Genomic DNA, 18,357 nt, shown 5'->3' with positions numbered 1-18,357 from the left:
CCGATGGGCACGCTCTTCTCATTGCTGGCCGGGCTGGTGTTCGGCATCGGCCTGATCCTCTCCGGCATGGCCAACCCGGCCAAGGTGCTGGGTTTTCTCGACCTGGCCGGCGCCTGGGACCCGTCGCTGGCCTTTGTCATGGCCGGCGGGATCCTGGTGGGGGTAGTGGCCTTCGCACTGGCGCGCCGGCGCCAGCGCTCCTGGCTGGGGCTGCCGATGCAGTGGCCGGCGCTGGCCGCGGTCACGCCGCGGCTGGTGCTGGGCAGCGCGGCGTTCGGCGTGGGCTGGGGCCTGGCGGGCTTCTGCCCGGGCCCGGCGCTGGTGGCGCTGGGTGCCGGCTATGCCAAGGCCTGGGGCTTTGTCGGCGCCATGCTGGCAGGCATGGCGCTCTATGAGATCGCGCAGCGGCGCGGACGTTGATGCAGTGCAGCATCCGGCGCTCGTGCCGTGCGGGTTATGCGCGAATGCAGCAAAGGCTGGCCCCTGGCGGCCAGCCGGTTTAAGATTGCGCGATTATCGGACAACAAGCCCCAGGCAACACACCTCCCAATGGATGTCCTCCGCCCCCTCGGTTTTGGCCATGCACAGGCCGACACCGTCCGCGTTGCCCGGCCCCAGGCCGAGCTGCTCGCCAGTTTTGCCGGCGATCCCAACTTCATGCTGTCGCTGGCGCGCGGGCTGACCGTGCTGGAGGCCTTCTCGGAACGCAAGCGCCCGCTGACGATCTCGCAGGTGGCGCAGCGCACGCAGCTGTCGCGCGCCTCGGTGCGCCGCTGCCTCTATACGCTGGAACAGCTCGGCTACGTCAGCCAGCAGGACGGGCAGTTTGCGCTGCGACCGCGCGTGCTGCACCTGGGCCACGCCTATTTCTCGTCGACCTCGCTGGTGTCTCTGGCGCAGCCGATCCTGGACAACCTGAGCGCGCGCATCCACGAGACCTGCGCGCTGGCGATCCTGGACGGCACCGACATCCTGTACCTGGTGCGCTCCGAAGTGCAGCGGGTGCTGAACTATTCGCTCGGCATGGGCAGCCGCCTGCCAGCCTACTGCACCTCCAACGGCCGGCTGCTGCTGGCGCACCAGCCCGCCACGGTGCTGGACGGCTTCTTCGAGCATGCCGAGCTGCGCCCGCGCACGCTGCAGACCAAGGTCTCGCGCCAGGAGCTGGAAGCGTGCTTCGAGCGCGCCCGCGAAGTGGACTACGTGATCGTCGATGAAGAGCTGGAACCGGGCCTGCGCGCAATGGCCGTGCCGGTGCGCTCGGCCTCGGGCATCGTGCTGGCGGGGCTGAGCGTGAGCGTGCGCGCCGCGCGTGTCTCCGAAGCGGAGATGATCTCGCGGCTGCTGCCGCCGATACGCGAAGCCGCAGCGGCAATCGGCCGGCTGATCGGCTCCTGATTACCGCTGACTGGTCCGCTGACTGGTCCGCTGACTGGTCCGCTGACTGGTCCGCTGACTACCCGCGCAGCGGCGCGGTACGGTGCATCAACCCCGGTGCGCCAGTTCCAGCGCAAATACCAGCCGCTGCAGGAAGTTCTCCATGCGCCCGTCCGGATGGATGAAGGCGCAGCCGAAATGGTGGATGGCGCTGTCGTCATGGCCCACCAGCCAGTGGCCAACCACCTGCAGGTCCAGCTCAAGCTTGCCCAGCTCGCGGAAGTCCAGCCGGCACTTGCCGACCGTGGTGCCGACCGGCAGGTGCTCTGCCGAGACCGTCTTCGAGCGCAGCCCCACGCCCGACAGCGACAGGTCGGCGATATCGAGCCCCAGCACGGTCTTGTCCGACATGTGGATCTCGCAGCGGTAGCCCCTGGTCACCAGCGTGCGCGCGCGGAAATGGCGGCGGCGCTGGAAGTGATAGAGCTTCTCCGGGAATTCGACGACAAAGGCCGGGCCTTCCTCATAGCGCGTGGCGGCCGGCTGGCCCACCATGAAGTTGACCGGCACGCCGCGCAGCAGCCCCGAGAAGGCGTTCTCCTCCGAGGTCATCAGCGACATCCGCTCGGGCTCCGTATTGCACCAGTCGAACACGAAGGTGCGGTTGACCGGGTCGACGTGCAGCACCGACGTGACGAACTGGTGCCCGGTGCGGGTGCGCACGCTCAGCATGCACTTCTGCCAGGACAGGTCGCGCAGCACGGTGCCGATCTGCGAGTTGTGCGTCAGGCGGTAACGTTCATCCGCCGGCTCAATGCCGGATTCGGCGTCGTTGTCGGCTGGCCCGGAGGCATCGTGCTGATTCATGGATTCACGCAACATCTGGAGTGGCTGGGAGCGCCGGGTACGGGGGCTTCGGCCTGCCGGCCGCGCGCATGTTAAGCGCGTGCCCCAATGCCCGGCAAGACTCATGCTCTCACTTCGGCAGATTTGTGGCAGAACTTGAGCACAGACTTCCGGGGGGTAGCGCGCACGCCGCTTTCAGGCGTCCGGGGGCGACGGCGGCGGCGCCGCAAGCGTTGCCTGCGCCTCTTCGCGCAACCACGCCAGCAGCACCAGCCGGCGCGTGTCGTGTTCAAACGGCGCGGGTGACAACAGATGATAGGCCGATCCGTCGGCCACAAAACCGAACGGCGCGGCCAGCCGGCCATCGGCGATCTCATCAGCGGCCATCAGCTGCGAGGCCATGGCCCAGCCCAGCCCCGCGGCGGCTGCCTGCAGGCTGAGGTAGAAGTGTTCGTACCAGGCGTCCCCGTCGCACTGCACGACCGGGGCGGCGTCGCCGCGCGCCGCCTGCCAGCGCTGCCATGCCTCGGGCCGCGTGCGCGTATGCAGCCGCGCCGGGACCGTGGCCGCCCCCTGCGCAAGCTGCGGCCGGCACACCGGCCCCACCCGTTCCTGTGCCACCTCGCGCGCGTGCCAGCGCGCATCGAAGGCAAAGTCATTGCGCCGCAGTGCCAGGTCGGCGCCGCTGCGGGTGAAGTCGATCGGCCCGCCCGCGGCCATCAGGTGCAGCGGGATATCGGCATGGCGCGCGGCAAAGCGCGGCAGCCGCGGGATCAGCCAGCGCATGGCGATGGTTGGCTCGCATGACAGCACCAGCGCTCGGCCCGGCGGCTGCGTGCGAATGCGCGCGGCGGCGCCGGCCAGCACCTCCATCGATTGCGTGGACGCCGCGAACAGCGTGCGCCCCGCCTCGGTCAGGAAGACCCCGCGGTTGCGCCGCTCGAACAGCGCCACGCCCAGCGTGTCCTCCAGCTGGCGGATCTGCCGGCTGACCGCGCCATGGGTCAGGTGCAGTTCCTCCGCCGCCCGGACAAAGCTTTCGTGGCGCGCCGCGGCCTCGAAGAATCGGATCCAGCCCAGCCAATGCATCAGTCAGTTTTTCTCACGTAATTGCGCGAGTATATATCGGTTGTGATAGGGCTTTCCGGCACGCAGAATTGGGTACGCCCGGATCGCACGATGTGGCGATCTCCGTATAACTGCAACGTAACCTGACAGAAAATGCCCTCAATCGCCGAATCCCTGGCGGTCGCCGCCGTGACCGTGCTGGCCGTTGTCAGTCCGGGCCCGGACTTCGCCATGGTCACCCGCAACAGCTACCTGTACGGCCGCCGCGCCGGCCTGCTCAGCGCGCTCGGAATCGCGCTGGGGGTGCAGGTGCATGTGCTCTATACGATGTTTGGGGTGGCGCTGCTGATGGCCCATGCGCACAGCGTGCTGACGGCGGTGAAGATGCTGGGCGCGGCCTACCTCGTGTGGATCGGCATCCAGACGCTGCGCAACCGCGAGGCGCTGGCAGTAGATCTGCAAGGTGCGCGCACGCTGCGGCCGTGGGCGGCGCTGCGCATGGGCTTCCTGACCAATGCGCTGAACCCGAAGACCACGCTGTTCGTGGTCAGCACCTACACCCAGGTCGTCGATGCGCACACGCCGGTGCCGGTGCAATGGGCCTATGGCGGATTCATGTCGGTGGCGCACCTGGCGTGGTTCAGCCTGGTGGCGTGCGTGTTCACCGCGCCGGCGCTGCGCGCGGCGATGCTGCGGCGCCAGCGGCTGCTGGACCGCACCATCGGCTCGGCCTTGTGCGGGCTGGGCGTGGCGCTGGGGCTCAGCAACCTGGCGTAGGGCCAGCCTGCGTCAGTGGCCAGGCCTGGCGCACGAGATGCTGGGGGCCTTGCGGGCCGAGCCGGCTTTCGAACAGCACCAGTCGCTGCACGTGCCAAGGCTCGCCGGCCAGCGTGCGGTGCGTATCGAGCCAGACGCGCAGCACGCTCTCCGGCACGGACGGCTTGCAGCGCGCCAGCGTCAGGTGCGGATGAAAACGCCGCCGCTCCGGGGTAATGCCCGCGGCCTCGGCCAGCGCCTGCCCGACCTCAGCGTGCAGGGCGCGCAGCGCGTCCAGGCCGGGACCCGGCGCCAGGCCTGCCCACAGCACCGACCCCTGGCCGCTGCGAAAGCGCCCGGTACCGGCCGCCTGAAGCAAGAAGGCAGGCGCGTGGATGCGGTCGAGCGCGGCCCCCAGCGCTACGCCAGCCACGTTGCACTCGCCCAGGAAGTGCAGGGTCAGGTGGACCTGCTCTGGCGCTGCCGGCCGCACGCCGTGTGCGGGCGGCAGGGTCGACAACAGCCATGCCGCCTGCCCGGGCGGGACTTCCACGGCAATGAACAGGCGCGGCATGGCAGCGCAGCCGGCGCGATCAGCCTGGCGTGGTGCCGACGCCTTCGCGTTGCAGCAAGGCGCGCTTGCGGTCGATGCCGCCGGCGTAGCCGGTCAGCGCGCCGGCACTGCCCAGCACGCGATGGCAGGGCACGATCACCGACAGCGGGTTGCGTCCCACCGCGCCGCCGACTGCGCGCGCATGCGCGGGCGGCAGGCCCAGGGTGCGGGCCAGTTGGCCGTACGATGCGGTCTCGCCGCAGGGGATGGCCAGCAGCGCCTCCCACACGCGCTGCTGGAACGGGCTGCCGGCAAAGCGCACCGGCACGGTGAAGGTATCGCGGCGGCCGGCGAAATATTCGGCCAGTTCCGACGCGGCGCGGTCGAGCACGGCGGCATCGGCCGGCGGCACGTCGCGGCTGTCGGCGATGTCCGCGGGGTGGTATTTCTGCCCCGCGAAGAACAGGCCGGTCAGGTGTGCGCCTTGCGCGCGCAGCAGGATGGTCCCGAGCGGGCTGTCGATATGGCGATAGCTGGTCATGTGATCGTCTCCGGTTCGGCCGCGGCGCTGGCCGCGTCCTTCATCGCTTCATAGCGATGCCACAGGTGGATGGCGGCGTACGCACGCCACGGCGCCCATTGCGCGGTGCGTTCGTGCATCGCGCGCACGGTACTGACGCCCAGCACCTTGCGCAGCGCATAGTCGGTGCCCGGGAACGCATCGGGCCAGCCCAGCGCGCGCATGGCGACATACTGCGCGGTCCAGTCGCCGATGCCGCCGACCTCGCGCAGCGCCGCCACGGTCTGCTCCGGCGGCGCGTGCGCATCGAGCGCCAGCGTGCCGTCGGCCACGCGCTGCGCCAGCGCCAGCAGCGTGCGCGCCTTGCCTGCCGACACCCCGGCATCGCACAAGGTTTGCCCTGGCAGGGTGGCAATGGCAGCGGCCGTCGGGAACGTGTAGCGCAGGCCGTCCGGGGGCGTGCCGTCCAGCGCCTGCCCCGCGTGCTGCGCCAGCGCGCCCAGGATGCGCCGCGCCTGCACCACCGAGATCACCTGCCCCACCACCGCGCGCACCGCGATCTCAAAGCCATCGACGCTGCCCGGCAGGCGCACGCCCGGCATTGCCTCGGCCAACTCGCCCAGGTGCCGGTCCACCACGTCCGGGCGGCAGCCCAGGTCGCACAGGCGGCGCACCTTGCCCAGCGCCTGCGGAATCACGCGCGCCAGCGAGGCCGACAACGTCACGCGCAGCACCAGCCGGCGCGGCACGTGTTCGATCCGTACCCAGCCGGTGTGCGTGCTGCCGCCGGCATCCACCCGCAGCGTGCGCATATAGGTGCCGTCCCGGATGGCCTCGATGCCGTCCACCGCGCGGGTAGCCAGGAAGCGCAGCCATGCGTCCCAGGCAAACGGCGGGCGGTAGCCCAGGTCAAACACCAGCCGGTCGGCCACGCCGTCGGCGGCGCGGCGGCGCAGCGCCAGCGGTGTCAGGCCGTAGCGGGTCTTCAGCACGTCGTTGAAGCGGCGTACGCTGCCGAAACCCGCCGCCAGCGCCACTTCGGTCACTGGCAGCGCGGTGTCGGCCAGCAAGCGCTTGGCCAGCAGCAGCCGCTGCGTCTGCGCGTACTCCAGCACCGACACGCCGAACTGCGCATCGAACAGGCGCCGCAGGTGGCGCTCGGTCACGCCGATGCGCGCCGCCAGCGTGGCCACGCTGCCTTCGGCCATGAAGCCCTCGTCGATCAGCGTGGCCGCGGCCTGCGCCAGCCGGCCTGAAATATCGGCCAGCCCGTGACCGGGCGCCAGCTCCGGACGGCAGCGCAGGCAGGGGCGGAAGCCATGCTTTTCCGCCGCCGCGGCGCTCTCGTAGAAGGTGCAGTTTTCGCGCTTGGGCGTGCGTACTGCGCACACCGGCCGGCAGTACACGCCCGTCGACGACACACCCACGAAGAAGCGTCCGTCGAAGCGGCGGTCATGCGAAGCCACGGCCTTGTAGCAGGTATCGGGATCGAGGTGCATGACGGCATGCTACCGCTACCTGCAAGTGCTTACCGGCTGGATTCGGACATTTCCCTCTGGCGCGCAGGCGTGGGCTGCGGCACAGTTCCTGGCAGGGGCGGCGGCTAGAATGCGCTTCGTGCCTCACCCACCAACCCACTGCCACCGCCCGCCCGGAGACGCCATGCGCCGCACTGCCCTGCACCTGTCCTTGCTTGCTTCGCTTGCCTGCGCGCCGGCGTTGGCACAGCCGGTGCAGACCGCCCCCGCGGCGACGCCTGCCAGGGCCGCGCAGGTGGCATCGGTTGAAGGCATTACCGAATACCGCCTGCCCAACGGCCTGCGCATCGTACTGGCACCGGACGCGGCCAAGGCCACCACCACCGTCAACATCACCTATCTGGTCGGCAGCCGCCATGAGAACTATGGTGAGACCGGCATGGCCCACCTGCTCGAGCACCTGCTGTTCAAGGGCACGCCATCGCTGCCCGGCACGACCATCCCGACCGAGTTCGCCCGGCGCGGCATGAGCGTGAACGGCACCACGGCGCAGGACCGCACCAACTACTTCGGCACCTTCAGCGCCAACGATGAAAACCTCGACTGGGCGCTGCGCATGGAAGCCGACCGCATGGTCAACAGCGTGATCTCGCGTGCCGACCTGGACAGCGAGATGACGGTGGTGCGCAACGAGATGGAAATGGGCGAGAACAGCCCCGGGCGCATGCTGATGCAGCAGACCATGGCCGCCGCCTACCGCTGGCACAACTACGGCAAGGCCCCGATCGGCGCGCGCAGCGATGTCGAGCACGTCAGCATCGACGGCCTGCGCGCCTTCTATCGCCGCTACTACCAGCCCGACAACGCGGTGCTGGTGGTGGCCGGCAAGTTCGATCCCGCCGCCACGCTGGCACGCATCGAGCGCTACTTCGGGCCGATCCCGCGCCCGACGCGCGTGCTGCCGCCCGAGCATACCGTCGAGCCCGCACAGGAAGGCGCGCGCGAGCTGGTAGTGATGCGCCCCGGCGACAACAGCCTGGTCGCCGCGCAATACCACGTCAGCCCGGGTGCGCATCCGGACAGCACGGCACTCTCGCTGCTGACCCTCATCCTCGGCGATACGCCGGGCGGGCGGCTGTACAAGGCACTGGTCGAGCGTGGCCAGGCCGTGTCGGTCGGCACCGCGCTCTATGCGATGAAGGACCCGGGCGCGCTGCTGCTCATGGTCGAGACGTCCAAAGACCAGCCGCTCGCGGCCGCGCGCGCCGGGCTGATCACGCAGGTCGAGGGCTTTGCCGAGGCGCCCGTGACCGAGGCCGAGCTGGAACGAGCGCGCGTGCGCATGCGCAACGCGTACGAGCACTACATGAACGATCCCGGCGCGCTCGGGGTGGCGCTGTCCGAGGCCATCGCCAAGGGCGACTGGCGCCTGTTCTTCCTGGCACGCGACCGCATCGAGACCACCACCCTTGCCGACGTGCAGCGCGTGGCACTGAACTACCTGCAGGCATCGAACCGCACCCTGGGCGTGTTCCTTCCCGTCGAGCAGCCGTCGCGCACGCAGGTGCCGCCGGCGCCCGATGTCACGGCCATGGTCAGCGGCTATCAGGGCAGGCCGGCGATGGCCGCGGTGGCGGCATTCGATCCCAGCCCCGCCAATATCGAGGCCCACATCACGCGCCAGACGCTGGCCAACGGCATGCAGCTGGCGCTGCTGCCCAAGCCCGCGCGCGGTGAAGTGGTGCACGGCGCGCTGGTGCTGCGCATGGGCGACACGCAGAGCCTGCAGGGGCTGACCACGGTGGGCGCGCTGACCGCCTCCATGCTCCGGCGCGGCGCGGCTGGCATGGACCGCCAGCAGATTGCCGACCGCATCGAGGCGCTGCGCGCGCGCGTCGGCATCTCTGGCAGCTCTGAGCGCGTCACCGTCAGCTTCGAGACCCGCCGCGCGCACCTGCCGGAACTGCTGGCCCTGCTGCGCGACCTGCTGCGCGCACCGAACTTCCCCGAGGCGGAGTTCGAGACGCTGCGCAAGACCAGCATCGCGGATATTGAAAGCACCCAGCGCGAGCCGGGCGTGATGGCGTCCAACACGCTGGGCCGCCATGGCGACCCCTACCCCGCGGGCGACCCGCGCCATGCGCGCACCTTTGCCGAGAACATCGCCGACCTGCAGGCCGCCACGCTGGCGCAGGTGCGCGATTTCCACGCGCGCTTCTACGGCGTGGGCCATGCGCAGCTGAGCCTGGTGGGCGACTTCGATGCCCCGACCGCGGCCGCGCAGGCAGCGCAGCTGTTTGGCGACTGGAGCACGCAACAGCCCTATGCGCGCGTCGAGCGCCCCTTTGTGCCGATCCCGCCGGCAGAGTTCGTGCTGCCCGCGCCGGGCAAGGCCAATGCCATCTACCTGGCCTCCACGCCGATCGACCTGACCGACGACGCGCCGGACTATGCGCTGATGATGATTGCCAACCGCGTGCTCGGCGGCGCCAGCCTGCGCGGCCGCCTGGCCGACCGGCTGCGCCAGCGGGAGGGCCTGAGCTATGGCGCGAGCAGCTGGGTGCAGGTGGGCGCGCTCGACCACGCGGGACGCTTCGGCCTGCAGGCGCAATACGCGCCGCAGAACCTGCCGCGCCTGCAACGCGCCGTGACCGAGGAGCTGGAGCGCTTCGTGCGTGACGGCATCACCGCGCAGGAACTGGCCGAGGCCGTCAGCGGCCTGCTGCAGCAGGGCATGGTCAGCCGCAGCAACGACGCCGCGCTGGCCGGCACGCTGGCCAGCCAGCTCTACCTGGGCCGCACCATGGCCTTTACCGCCGAACTCGAAGAGCGCCTGCGCAACGCCACGCCGGAAGCCGTCAACGCAGCCATTCGGCGCTACATGCAGCCAGGCACGCTGTCGCGCGTCTATGCTGGCGACTTCAGCGGCGCACCGGCGCAGGGGGGCGCAACCGGCAGCGGTAGTGGCGCCGGCGCGGCCGGCAGCACAGGCAACGAAGCGGCCGGCGCGGCACCGCAGGCGCGCCCCTGACATACGCGGGAAACAATATTCGGCTGCACTGGCGAAAGGCCGCAGACGCGGCCAGCGCAACATCGCAGCGGCAAGGCGGGGAGCGGTCGGCAGGCGTCCCGTGCAAGCCCCTTGCCGCGACCCCGGGTTGACTGTATATTCGTACAGTATAAGTCGATATAAGAGGTGTGGATGTCAATCGTGCGAGCTGGCAGCAAGGCAGAAGCGCTCAGGCTTCTGGCCTCGGAAGGCGTGCTGGCGCTTGAGCTGGACTACGAGACAGGATGGCAGGATGCCGTCGAACTCGGCAGGCTCGGAGAAAAGCGCGGTATCAAGGTGCAATATCGCGGACAAGAAAGCATCGCCGTCCGTTCCCGCGAAGCCCTGATCGAAGGGCTGGCCAAACCCAAGGCCACGTTCCGTCAACGCAATCTCTATTGCCAGTTCGATCTCGGCACGCTGGCGGACCATGAACTGCTCGACCTCGAGGCCAAGGCCACGCGGCTCGGGGACTATATCCTCGCCGGCCACCTGCTGCGCGATGTCGATGGCGTGTGGCCGCAATAAGCCGCTTGCGCGCACGTCAGACCGCTAGAAGAGAAAGAGAAAAAGCCGCCATGCAGGCGGCTTCCGTCAGATTGCGCTGAGCACTTTCTTCGTGCCCGATGCCCCGGTCAATGCCACACCCGCGTGGCGTTGGCCCAGCGCGCCGCGCACGACGACTGCGCCACGGCCGCGCCGATCGTTTCGTCGGCGGCCTGCGCCACCGGCACCGCCGCGGCGGTATCCAGCGCCGCACGCCACAGCACCGCCGACACCAGCGTCTTGCATTGCCGCCGTTCGCCATGCGCAAGCGCCAGCAGCCGCTCATAGCCGTCCAGCACGATCAGCCGGTCGCCGCGGCGCGGATGCAGCGACAGCGTGTAGAGGTGGTCAAACTCGCATTGCAGGCGGCCGCCGCTGACCGCGACCACGATTGCACCCGGCAACGCAATGCCGCTGGCCTGGACCTCGCCACGCAAGCGCGCCAGGTGCGCGTGCGCGCGTGGATCGCAGGTGCCGCCCACGCCGCTCGCCATCTCTGCCGGCAGCGCGCTGAGCGCCATCAGCTCGGCCGGCGACACCGCCAGCGTATAGGCCTGCAGCGTGGGACGATAAGTCGCCACCACGGCGCGCAGCCGGTGCGGCGCATCGCCATCATGCCCTGCCTGCAGCGGGCTGTCCGGCCCGCGTAACTGCATCGTGTTCATGTCGACTCCTGCCGCCCCGGGCGGTTGCATGCTCAGTCGCGCAGCAGTTGCTTGGCGATGATCAACTGCTGGATCTGCGTGGTGCCTTCATACAGGCGCAGCAGGCGCACGTCGCGGTAGAAGCGCTCGGCCTTGTACTCGGCGATATAGCCGGCGCCGCCATGGATCTGCACCGCGCGGTCGGCCACGCGGCCCACCATCTCCGTACAGAACATCTTGGTGCACGAGGCCAGCATGCTGACCTCCGGATCGCTCTTGCCGGCGGGCTTGGCATCGTAGCGCTGGGCGCAGTCGCGCACCATCGACAGGCCGGCGTAGAGCTCGGCCTGGCTGTCGGCCAGCATGCCCTGGATCAGCTGGAAGTCGCCGATGGGCTTGCCGAACTGCTTGCGCTCCCTGGCGTAGGCCACCGCGTCGGTGATCAGGCGATGCGCCATGCCGCAGGCCAGCGCCGAGATATGCAGGCGGCCGCGGTCCAGCACCTTCATCGCGGTCTTGAAGCCCACGCCCGGCACGCCGCCGATGATATTGGCGGCCGGCACGCGCACGTTCTCAAGCACCACGTCGCAGGTCTTGGTGCCGCGCTGGCCCATCTTCTTGTCCGGCTTGCCCAGCGAGATGCCCGGGGTGTCGGCCGGCACGATGAAGGACGAGATGCCCGCAGCGCCCGCACCGCCGGTGCGCGCCATCAGCGTGAAGGCGCCGGCGCGCGGCGCGTTGGTAATGAAGCGCTTGGTGCCGTTGATGACATAGTGGTCGCCATCCAGCTCCGCCCTGGTCTGCAGCGAGGCCGCGTCGGAACCCGCATTGGGCTCGGTCAGCGCGAACGAGATGATCAGCTCGCCGCTGGCGATGCGCGGCAGGTACTGCTGCTTCTGTTCCTCGGTGCCATCCATCAGGATGCCCTGCGAGCCGATGCCGACGTTGGTGCCGAACACCGAGCGGAAGGCAAAGGCGGTATGGCCCAGGTCGTAGACCACATCGCATTCCTGCGACATCGACAGGCCGATGCCGCCGTAGTTCTCGGGGATGGAGATGCCGAACAGGCCCATCTCCTTCATGTCCGCGACGATCTCGGCGGGCACGTCGTCGGTTTCCTCCAGCGTGTCTTCGGCGGGCTTCAGGCGTTCATCGATGAAGCGCTGCACCGAGGCGCGCAGCAGGGCAAAGGATTCTTGGTCAAGGGCCATGGTGATTCTCCGGGTCAAGCCAGTGCGTCAGTCTGGCCGCCTATGGTACGCCGGTCGCTGGATTTGACAATCCACTTAAACTTGGACAGAAACGTCAATATAATTTGACAATTGCAGCGGACCTCAATCCCATGTGGCGGATAACAGGCCCGCCACGCCGATGGCCAGCGCCGCCAGCGCATCGCCCGCGATCAGGCCACCACCGACCAGCGATGCGGTGCTCATGTCCCGCGGCAAACCCCGGACCGGCCTTGCGGGCCCGGCCGCGGCAGCGGCCACGCTCGCCACCACGCCGCCGGCCGCCATCCACCCCGCCGCCGCCAGGTTGACAAAGCCACCGAATGACGACGCATAGGGCGAGGGCAGGATCACCGCATCGAGCAGGAAATCCGCCATCCGCCCGCGCCGGCTGGCTTGTGCAAAGCGCTGCCACGCCGGCCGGCCGAGGATGGCCTTGCGCAATACCGCGGTGACAAGGCCGAGCGCCAGACCCGTTGCCACCGCCACATGCTGGCCGGCGCGGCTTTGCGCCAGCCCGTGCAGCACGCCCACGATCTTATAGGTCATGGCCGAGGTCCAGCGCGCCGGCTGCTGATCGGCCGGCAGGCTGGTCTGGTCCAGCGCCAGCACCGGGTAGGCATGCATGAACAGCCGCGCCATCGCCACCGCAACCAGCGCACCCACGACGATGCCCGCCACCTGGTAGCCGAACTGCACCATGCGGTCGCTGCCCAGGCGCCAGCCGGTGGAGCGGTCCTGCTGCATGTCGCTCGCCTCGGCCGTGGCCACCAGCAAGACCGTGGCGGCGATCAGCCCGACATGGGGCGTGCGCAGCCCGGCAGCGGCCATCAGGATCACGGACAGCACGAAGGCGGACGAGATCGGGTTCTGGTCGACCATGCCGACCGAGATACCGTTGACCAGCGCAAATACCAGCACCAGCAGCACCGCCATCAGCTGGAAGCCCAGCGGCTGGCCGAACCAGGCCACGCCCGCCGCCACCGTGGCCGCGCCCCACAGCAGCGCCCAGGCCGCCACCCAGCCCATGCCCGGCCCGCGCCGCGGCGCAGGGTGCCGCGGTTTCCGGCCCGCACGCCACTGCCGGCACGCCTGCGCCAGCAGCAACGCCACATCGACGGCGGCCGCCCCCATGATCATGCCCAGCGCCACCAGGAAGGTGGCCTTGCGATAGGGCTCGCCAGGCGCCATCCAGCCCGCGGCGACAAACCACGGAGTCATGGCCCAGCCCGCCAGCCCGCCCACCAGCGCGGCAATGCCCACGCGCGCGCCGACAATCATCCCGGCGCCGAAGGTCGCGGCCGACAGGTCCAGCGCCGCCAGCCACGGCGCGCGCGCCGAGCCCAGGCCGCAGCCCAGGCCCAGGGCCATGCCGCCCCCGAGCCGGGCCACCGAACGCCGCAGCAGCGCCGGATCGGTCAGCGCGCGCAGGATATTGGCCACCGCCAGTCCCGACGGAAAGGTCAGCTGCATCCGGTCCACCAGCAATGGCGTGTACAGCATGCCCACGCCCACCCCGAACATGCCGATGCACAGCATGTACAGCACCAGCTGCCACAGCGGCGGCTGCGCCATGCCCAGCCAGGCCATCGCCTGCAGCACCACGGCCATGCCGCCCATGCCCGCCACCGACGCCGCCGCGGTCTGGATGTAGTTGGCGCCGTGGCGCCCGGGCGCGCCATAGCCCGCCGTCACCACCGAGCCGAGGATGCCCGCCAGCACCTGCCCGCCCACAAAGAAGCCCAGCGAGAAATTCATATACGCGGCAGCGATGCCGCCCAGCGGCCCCAGCACCAGCATGCCTGCCGCGCCCAGCAGCACGTGGTACTGCCAGCTGCCTGGCGAGGGCAGCCAGGTGGCGCGGGGTGCGGCATCGGTCGGGAGCGTGGGCATGGCGCAGCGAACGGGTTGGGCAGTGTGTGTGCCTCTTGCGAAGCATAAGCCAAGGACGCCCAGGGGCGATGTGCGGCTTGTCTCCAACTTTCGCCGCACGGCCGATGTCCGGCCCGGGTTAACACTAGTTTCGCACGCAACCATCTGGTCGATATAGTTGCGCCCACAACTACATCGCAGAGACACCACAGCCCCGCCATGCCAGACTCCACTGCACCCCACGCGGCCGTGCCGCCGGCACCCCCGCCCTCATCATCGCGCCCATGGCCGCAGCGCGTGCCGGTACTGATTGCCGGCGGCGGCCCGGTCGGCCTGACGCTGGCCGCGCTGCTGGCGCGCCAGGGCATTGCCTCGCTGGTGGTGGAAGCCGACGACGGCTACTGCGCCGGCAGCCGGGCCATCTGTATGGCGCGGCGTTCCCTGGAAATCCTCGGCTGGGTGGGCGCGGACCGCTCCACCGTCGACACCGGCCTGCCGTGGGTGGGCGGGCGTAGCTACTACCGCGATGCCGAGGTGCTGCATTTCCGCATGCCTAGCGAGCCCGGCGAGCGCTTCGCGCCGATGGTCAATATCCAGCAGTACTACCTGGAGGCCTTCGCCCACGACGCCGCGCTGCGCGGCGCCGCACCGGCGGATGTGCGCTTCGGCGCGCGCGTGCAGGCAGTGCGCCAGCACGGCAGCGGCGTCGTGGCCGAGATCCAGACCGGCGCAGGCGTGGTGCAGGTCGACGCGCAATGGCTGGTGGCCTGCGACGGCGGGCGCAGCACCGTGCGCGAGCAACTGGGCCTGCGCATGGAAGGCACCCAGTACGAAGGCCGCTACGTGATCGTCGATATCGTGCAGAAGACGCGGCGCGAGGTGGAGCGGCTGGCCTGGTTCGACCCGCCCTCCAACCCCGGATCGACCATCCTGATGCACCGCCAGCCTGACGACGTCTGGCGCATCGACTACCAGATCCGCGACGACGAAGACCCCGACGAAGCCGTCAAGCCGGAAAACGTGCTGCCGCGCGTGCAGAGCCACCTCGACATGATCGGCGAAACCGCGCCGTGGCGGCCGCTGTGGATCTCCATCTACAACGCCAAGTGCCTGACCTTGCAGGACTACCGCCACGGCCGCGTGCTGTTCGCCGGCGACGCCGCGCACCTGGTGCCGATCTTTGGCGTGCGCGGGCTCAACTCCGGGCTGGACGATGCCGGCAACCTGGCCTGGAAGCTGGCTTGGGTGCTGCGCGGCCAGGCGCCCGACAGCCTGCTCGATTCCTATTCGACCGAGCGCGTGCATGCCACGCGGCAGAACATTGCCTACGGCGCCAAGAGCACCGAGTTCATGGCACCGCCCGACTTCGCCTTCCGGCTGATGCGCGAGGCCACGCTGCGGCTGGCGCAGCACGAGCCCGCGGTGCGTTCGCTGATCAATCCGCGGCAGTCGGCGCCGATTGCCTATACGGATTCGGCGCTGAACGGTCCCAGCGATTTTGGCGACGACTGCCCTGGCGCCGCACCCGGCATGCCTGCGCCGGAAATGCGCGTGGCTGGCCCCGACGAAGTCGCACACCTCACCCAATGCTTCGGGCAACGGTTCACGTTGCTGTACTTCAGCGATGCGCCCACGCTGCCCGAGCCGCTGGCCGCGTTCGCGCACGCGCATCCGGACGCCATGCAGGCACACGTGGTGGTCACCGGAGCCAACATGGCCGGCGCCACGGCGCTGGCCGACGTAGCAGCCCAGGCCCACGCCCGCTACGGCGCACGACCCGGCACGCTCTACCTCATCCGCCCCGATGGCTATGTACTGGCACGCTGGCGCGAACCGTCATGGGACGCCGTGCGCGCCACCCTTGCCCCCCTGATGCAAACCGGAGCCGGCCATGCAAGCTGAAGACCTCGACCTCGCCTACACCCGCCTGTGCGAGGCCATGGGCCGTGCCGGCGAAGCGCGCACCCCGCTGCTACTGGCGATGGTGTGCCTGGGCCTGATGAGCCGGCAGGACGCGCTGGCGCCGGTGCTCGCGCTGATCGACGAAGCCGAGGCGCACAGCCGGCAACAGGGAACACAAGGCTCTACAAAGCCGACGCCTGACCAGGACACGCCATGAAGCCACAGCCACGCCTAGACCAGTTCCTGACCTACCGCCTGCACCAGGTCAACAAGCTCAGCGACAAGGACAGCGCCGCCGCCTACCTGGAGCAATGCGGCCTGCTGCTCAGCGAGGGCCGCTGCCTGGCGGCGATCGGCGCCTTTGCGCCGCTGTCGGTCAACGAGCTCGCGCAGCGCGCCAACCTGACCAAGGGCCAGGCCAGCCGTTCGGCGCAGGCGCTGGTGGCACGCGGGCTGGTCAGCAAGGAGGCCAGCGAGGCCGACGGGCGCGGCGTGGTGCTGTCACTGACCGCACAGGGCAAGCCGCTGCACCGGCAGGCGATCGCGATGATCGCCAAGCGCAATGCGGAGATCTTCGGCTGCCTGAGCGATACCGAACAGGCGCTGCTGGGCAGCCTGCTCGACCGGCTGGTCGCGCACGCCGGCCAGCAGGACGAAGACGGCGCCGAAGACGCCGGCGCCTGATCCTTCAGCGGCGCAGGTTGTCGACCTGCACGCGTGCGCCATCGCGGCGCGCGGCGTCAGCCACTTCATTGGTGACCACAGTCTGGCCGATCGGCGCCAGCGCAATGCCGGCCAGCTTCAGGTGCTGGATCGCAAACGGGATGCCGATGATGGTCACGAAATTGGCGACCGCCGCCATCACGTGGCCGATGGCCAGCCACACGCCGGCAAAGACAAACCACAGCACATTGCCCACCAGCCCCAGCGCGCCGGTGCCGATATCGTCGCGCCCGGTCAGCTCGCGCCGGCTGATGGCCTGCTGGCCGAACGGGAAGAAGGTGAAAGTGCCGATCACGAAGCAGGCCTTGCCCCAGGGGATGCCGATGATCGAGATAAAGGCCAGCAGCCCGGCCAGCCACCAGGCCAGGCCCATCACCAGGCCGCCAAGGATGAACCAGAGGAAGTTGCCGATTGCGCGCATGCCATTCTTTCGCGAGTGAGGAAGAGAACACGCATGATACGCAATGGCGTTGTGCCGGCATGGCAGCGAGGGGGGCGTGGCAGCAAAGCGTACCCGTTTCTGCGTGGCTCGCCGGGACCGGCAGAACGGCGCCGCCGGCCCTTCTGGAAACGCGTTCGAGCCTTGTTTATAGGCATATTCCACGCTGCAAGACCGGCCGCAAAGCCCGCTGCCGCAGGCAAAGCGTACCCGTTTCTGCGTGCTTGCGCGCGCGCTGTCGCCTTCGGCAAGCCCGACGCCGCAGCGCTAGAATGTGACGTCTGCCCGCTATCCGCGTGACGGACACCCAGGTGCATCCAACACGCTGTCACCCTTCTCCGACTCCACCGTCTACTCCGCTGTCCCCGCCATGAAGCCCACGCTGCTGATCCTGACCCAGGTCGCCACCCACCACCGCGAAGCCATTGCCGAACGATTCGAGGTCCTCTACGCGCCGGACGCTGAAAGCCGCGCCGCACAGATCACCACGCAGGGCGAACGGATCCGCGCAGTACTGACCATCGGCTCCACCGGCCTGACCGCGGCGGAAATCGACGCAATGCCGGCACTGGAACTGGTGTGCGCGCTGGGCGCGGGCTTCGAGAATATCGCCGTGGCCCACGCCCGCGCGCGCGGCATCGCCGTGGCCAACGGCGCCGGCACCAACGACAGCTGCGTGGCCGACCATGCCTTCGCGCTGCTGCTGGCGACCGTGCGCGCCGTGCCCCAGCTGGATGCGGCCACGCGCGCAGGCACCTGGCGCACCGCGCTGCCGCTGCGGCCCAATGTCTCGGGCAAGCGGCTGGGGATCGTCGGGCTGGGCACCATCGGCCGGCGCATCGCGCGGCGCGGCGAGGGCTTCGACCTGGAGATCGGCTATCACAATCGCATGCCGCGCGAGGACGCCGGATACCGGTACTTCGACAGCATCGGTGCGCTGGCCGCCTGGGCGGACTACCTGGTGATCGCCACACCGGGCGGGGCGGGCACGCGGCACCTTGTCGATGCAAGCGTGCTGGCGGCGCTGGGGCCGGCCGGGTTTCTCGTCAATATCGCGCGCGGCAGCGTGGTGGATACCGAGGCGCTGGCTTCAGCGCTGCGCGCCGGCAAGCTGGGGGGGGCGGGGCTGGATGTCTATGAGAGCGAGCCGGCGCCGCCGGTGGCATTGTTCGACTGCCCCAACGTTGTGCTGACCCCGCATGTCGCCGGCTGGTCGCCGGAAGCCATCACGGCGTCCGTGACGCTGTTCCTGGAGAATGCGCGGCGGCATTTTGCGGGGGAGGGGGTGTTGACGTCGGTGGGGTGAGGAGGAAGCTTTTGCATTGGCCAATGGTACAAGCGACCGCATAGCAACA

At 69.5% G+C, this 18,357-nt stretch carries 18 protein-coding genes; 9 read left to right on the top strand and 9 right to left on the bottom strand.

Annotated elements, in window-relative coordinates; all coding sequences use genetic code 11:
- Positions 1–3 precede the first annotated feature (3 nt).
- Both A3A5_RS0106460 and A3A5_RS0106455 read left to right on the top strand, forming a co-directional pair.
- On the top strand, positions 4–420 hold the full coding sequence (locus tag A3A5_RS0106460) for a DUF6691 family protein (protein ID WP_018309793.1): 417 nt from the start codon (positions 4–6) through the stop codon (positions 418–420).
- A 129-nt stretch (positions 421–549) separates the two neighbouring features.
- Positions 550–1,398: an IclR family transcriptional regulator C-terminal domain-containing protein gene (locus A3A5_RS0106455; protein ID WP_018309792.1), complete on the top strand. Its 849-nt coding sequence runs from the start codon at positions 550–552 to the stop codon at positions 1,396–1,398.
- An 87-nt stretch (positions 1,399–1,485) separates the two neighbouring features.
- Here the strand turns inward: A3A5_RS0106455 and A3A5_RS0106450 are convergent, their stop codons facing one another.
- Both A3A5_RS0106450 and A3A5_RS0106445 read right to left on the bottom strand, forming a co-directional pair.
- The gene (locus A3A5_RS0106450; protein ID WP_018309791.1) at positions 1,486–2,244 is read right to left on the bottom strand and encodes a flagellar brake protein; all 759 of its coding nucleotides are present in this window, start codon (positions 2,242–2,244) and stop codon (positions 1,486–1,488) included.
- Between the two features lie 174 nt (positions 2,245–2,418).
- Positions 2,419–3,312, bottom strand: coding sequence for a LysR substrate-binding domain-containing protein (locus A3A5_RS0106445; RefSeq protein WP_018309790.1), 894 nt, complete (start codon positions 3,310–3,312; stop codon positions 2,419–2,421).
- Positions 3,313–3,444: 132 nt separating this feature from the next.
- Between A3A5_RS0106445 and A3A5_RS0106440 the strand changes: the two genes are divergently transcribed.
- Positions 3,445–4,068 (top strand): LysE family transporter, encoded by a 624-nt coding sequence (locus tag A3A5_RS0106440; RefSeq protein ID WP_018309789.1) that lies wholly within the window; start codon positions 3,445–3,447, stop codon positions 4,066–4,068.
- Here the strand turns inward: A3A5_RS0106440 and thpR are convergent.
- Genes thpR through A3A5_RS0106425 form a run of 3 tightly spaced genes read right to left on the bottom strand, consistent with a single transcriptional unit; the run spans position 4,052 to position 6,619 of the window.
- Positions 4,052–4,621 carry an RNA 2',3'-cyclic phosphodiesterase gene (gene thpR / locus A3A5_RS0106435; protein WP_018309788.1) on the bottom strand — a complete coding sequence of 190 codons (570 nt, stop codon included), beginning with the start codon at positions 4,619–4,621 and terminating at the stop codon, positions 4,052–4,054. The genes A3A5_RS0106440 and thpR overlap by 17 nt on opposite strands.
- Before the next feature lie 19 nt (positions 4,622–4,640).
- Complete coding sequence (locus A3A5_RS0106430) at positions 4,641–5,141, bottom strand: methylated-DNA--[protein]-cysteine S-methyltransferase (RefSeq protein ID WP_018309787.1); 501 nt, start codon at positions 5,139–5,141, stop codon at positions 4,641–4,643.
- Positions 5,138–6,619, bottom strand: coding sequence for an AlkA N-terminal domain-containing protein (locus A3A5_RS0106425; RefSeq protein WP_018309786.1), 1,482 nt, complete (start codon positions 6,617–6,619; stop codon positions 5,138–5,140). The genes A3A5_RS0106430 and A3A5_RS0106425 overlap by 4 nt, the downstream gene beginning before the upstream one ends.
- A gap of 163 nt (positions 6,620–6,782) precedes the next feature.
- On the opposite strand from A3A5_RS0106425, the gene A3A5_RS0106420 reads away from it, so the two are divergent.
- The gene (locus tag A3A5_RS0106420; RefSeq protein WP_018309785.1) at positions 6,783–9,629 is read left to right on the top strand and encodes a pitrilysin family protein; all 2,847 of its coding nucleotides are present in this window, start codon (positions 6,783–6,785) and stop codon (positions 9,627–9,629) included.
- 171 nt (positions 9,630–9,800) lie between these two features.
- Positions 9,801–10,175 (top strand): hypothetical protein, encoded by a 375-nt coding sequence (locus A3A5_RS0106415; protein ID WP_010811174.1) that lies wholly within the window; start codon positions 9,801–9,803, stop codon positions 10,173–10,175.
- A gap of 107 nt (positions 10,176–10,282) precedes the next feature.
- Here the strand turns inward: A3A5_RS0106415 and A3A5_RS0106410 are convergent, their stop codons facing one another.
- The 3 genes from A3A5_RS0106410 to A3A5_RS0106400 form a co-directional block, all read right to left on the bottom strand.
- The gene (locus A3A5_RS0106410; RefSeq protein WP_018309784.1) at positions 10,283–10,858 is read right to left on the bottom strand and encodes a hypothetical protein; all 576 of its coding nucleotides are present in this window, start codon (positions 10,856–10,858) and stop codon (positions 10,283–10,285) included.
- Positions 10,859–10,890: 32 nt separating this feature from the next.
- Positions 10,891–12,048: an acyl-CoA dehydrogenase family protein gene (locus A3A5_RS0106405; RefSeq protein ID WP_018309783.1), complete on the bottom strand. Its 1,158-nt coding sequence runs from the start codon at positions 12,046–12,048 to the stop codon at positions 10,891–10,893.
- Between the two features lie 123 nt (positions 12,049–12,171).
- Positions 12,172–13,959, bottom strand: a complete 1,788-nt coding sequence (locus tag A3A5_RS0106400; protein WP_018309782.1) for an OPT/YSL family transporter — start codon at positions 13,957–13,959, stop codon at positions 12,172–12,174.
- A 198-nt stretch (positions 13,960–14,157) separates the two neighbouring features.
- Between A3A5_RS0106400 and A3A5_RS0106395 the strand changes: the two genes are divergently transcribed.
- The 3 genes from A3A5_RS0106395 to A3A5_RS0106385 are packed head-to-tail and all read left to right on the top strand — an operon-like array spanning position 14,158 to position 16,524.
- Positions 14,158–15,840 carry an FAD-dependent oxidoreductase gene (locus tag A3A5_RS0106395; RefSeq protein ID WP_026200517.1) on the top strand — a complete coding sequence of 561 codons (1,683 nt, stop codon included), beginning with the start codon at positions 14,158–14,160 and terminating at the stop codon, positions 15,838–15,840.
- Positions 15,830–16,057 carry a hypothetical protein gene (locus tag A3A5_RS0106390; protein WP_018309780.1) on the top strand — a complete coding sequence of 76 codons (228 nt, stop codon included), beginning with the start codon at positions 15,830–15,832 and terminating at the stop codon, positions 16,055–16,057. The genes A3A5_RS0106395 and A3A5_RS0106390 overlap by 11 nt, the downstream gene beginning before the upstream one ends.
- Complete coding sequence (locus tag A3A5_RS0106385; RefSeq protein ID WP_018309779.1) at positions 16,054–16,524, top strand: MarR family winged helix-turn-helix transcriptional regulator; 471 nt, start codon at positions 16,054–16,056, stop codon at positions 16,522–16,524. The genes A3A5_RS0106390 and A3A5_RS0106385 overlap by 4 nt, the downstream gene beginning before the upstream one ends.
- Before the next feature lie 4 nt (positions 16,525–16,528).
- On the opposite strand, the gene A3A5_RS0106380 is transcribed toward A3A5_RS0106385, so the two are convergent.
- A complete protein-coding gene (locus A3A5_RS0106380; RefSeq protein WP_018309778.1) occupies positions 16,529–16,984 on the bottom strand; it encodes a YccF domain-containing protein in 456 nt (151 codons plus the stop codon).
- A 388-nt stretch (positions 16,985–17,372) separates the two neighbouring features.
- Here A3A5_RS0106380 and A3A5_RS0106375 point away from each other — a divergent pair, with 388 nt between their 5' ends.
- On the top strand, positions 17,373–18,308 hold the full coding sequence (locus tag A3A5_RS0106375; protein ID WP_018309777.1) for a 2-hydroxyacid dehydrogenase: 936 nt from the start codon (positions 17,373–17,375) through the stop codon (positions 18,306–18,308).
- The last annotated feature ends 49 nt before the right edge of the window (positions 18,309–18,357 follow it).

This window comes from Cupriavidus sp. UYPR2.512 (genome assembly GCF_000379565.1).
Classification (GTDB): Bacteria; Pseudomonadota; Gammaproteobacteria; order Burkholderiales; family Burkholderiaceae; genus Cupriavidus.
This window is presented reverse-complemented; position numbering and strand designations above follow the sequence as displayed.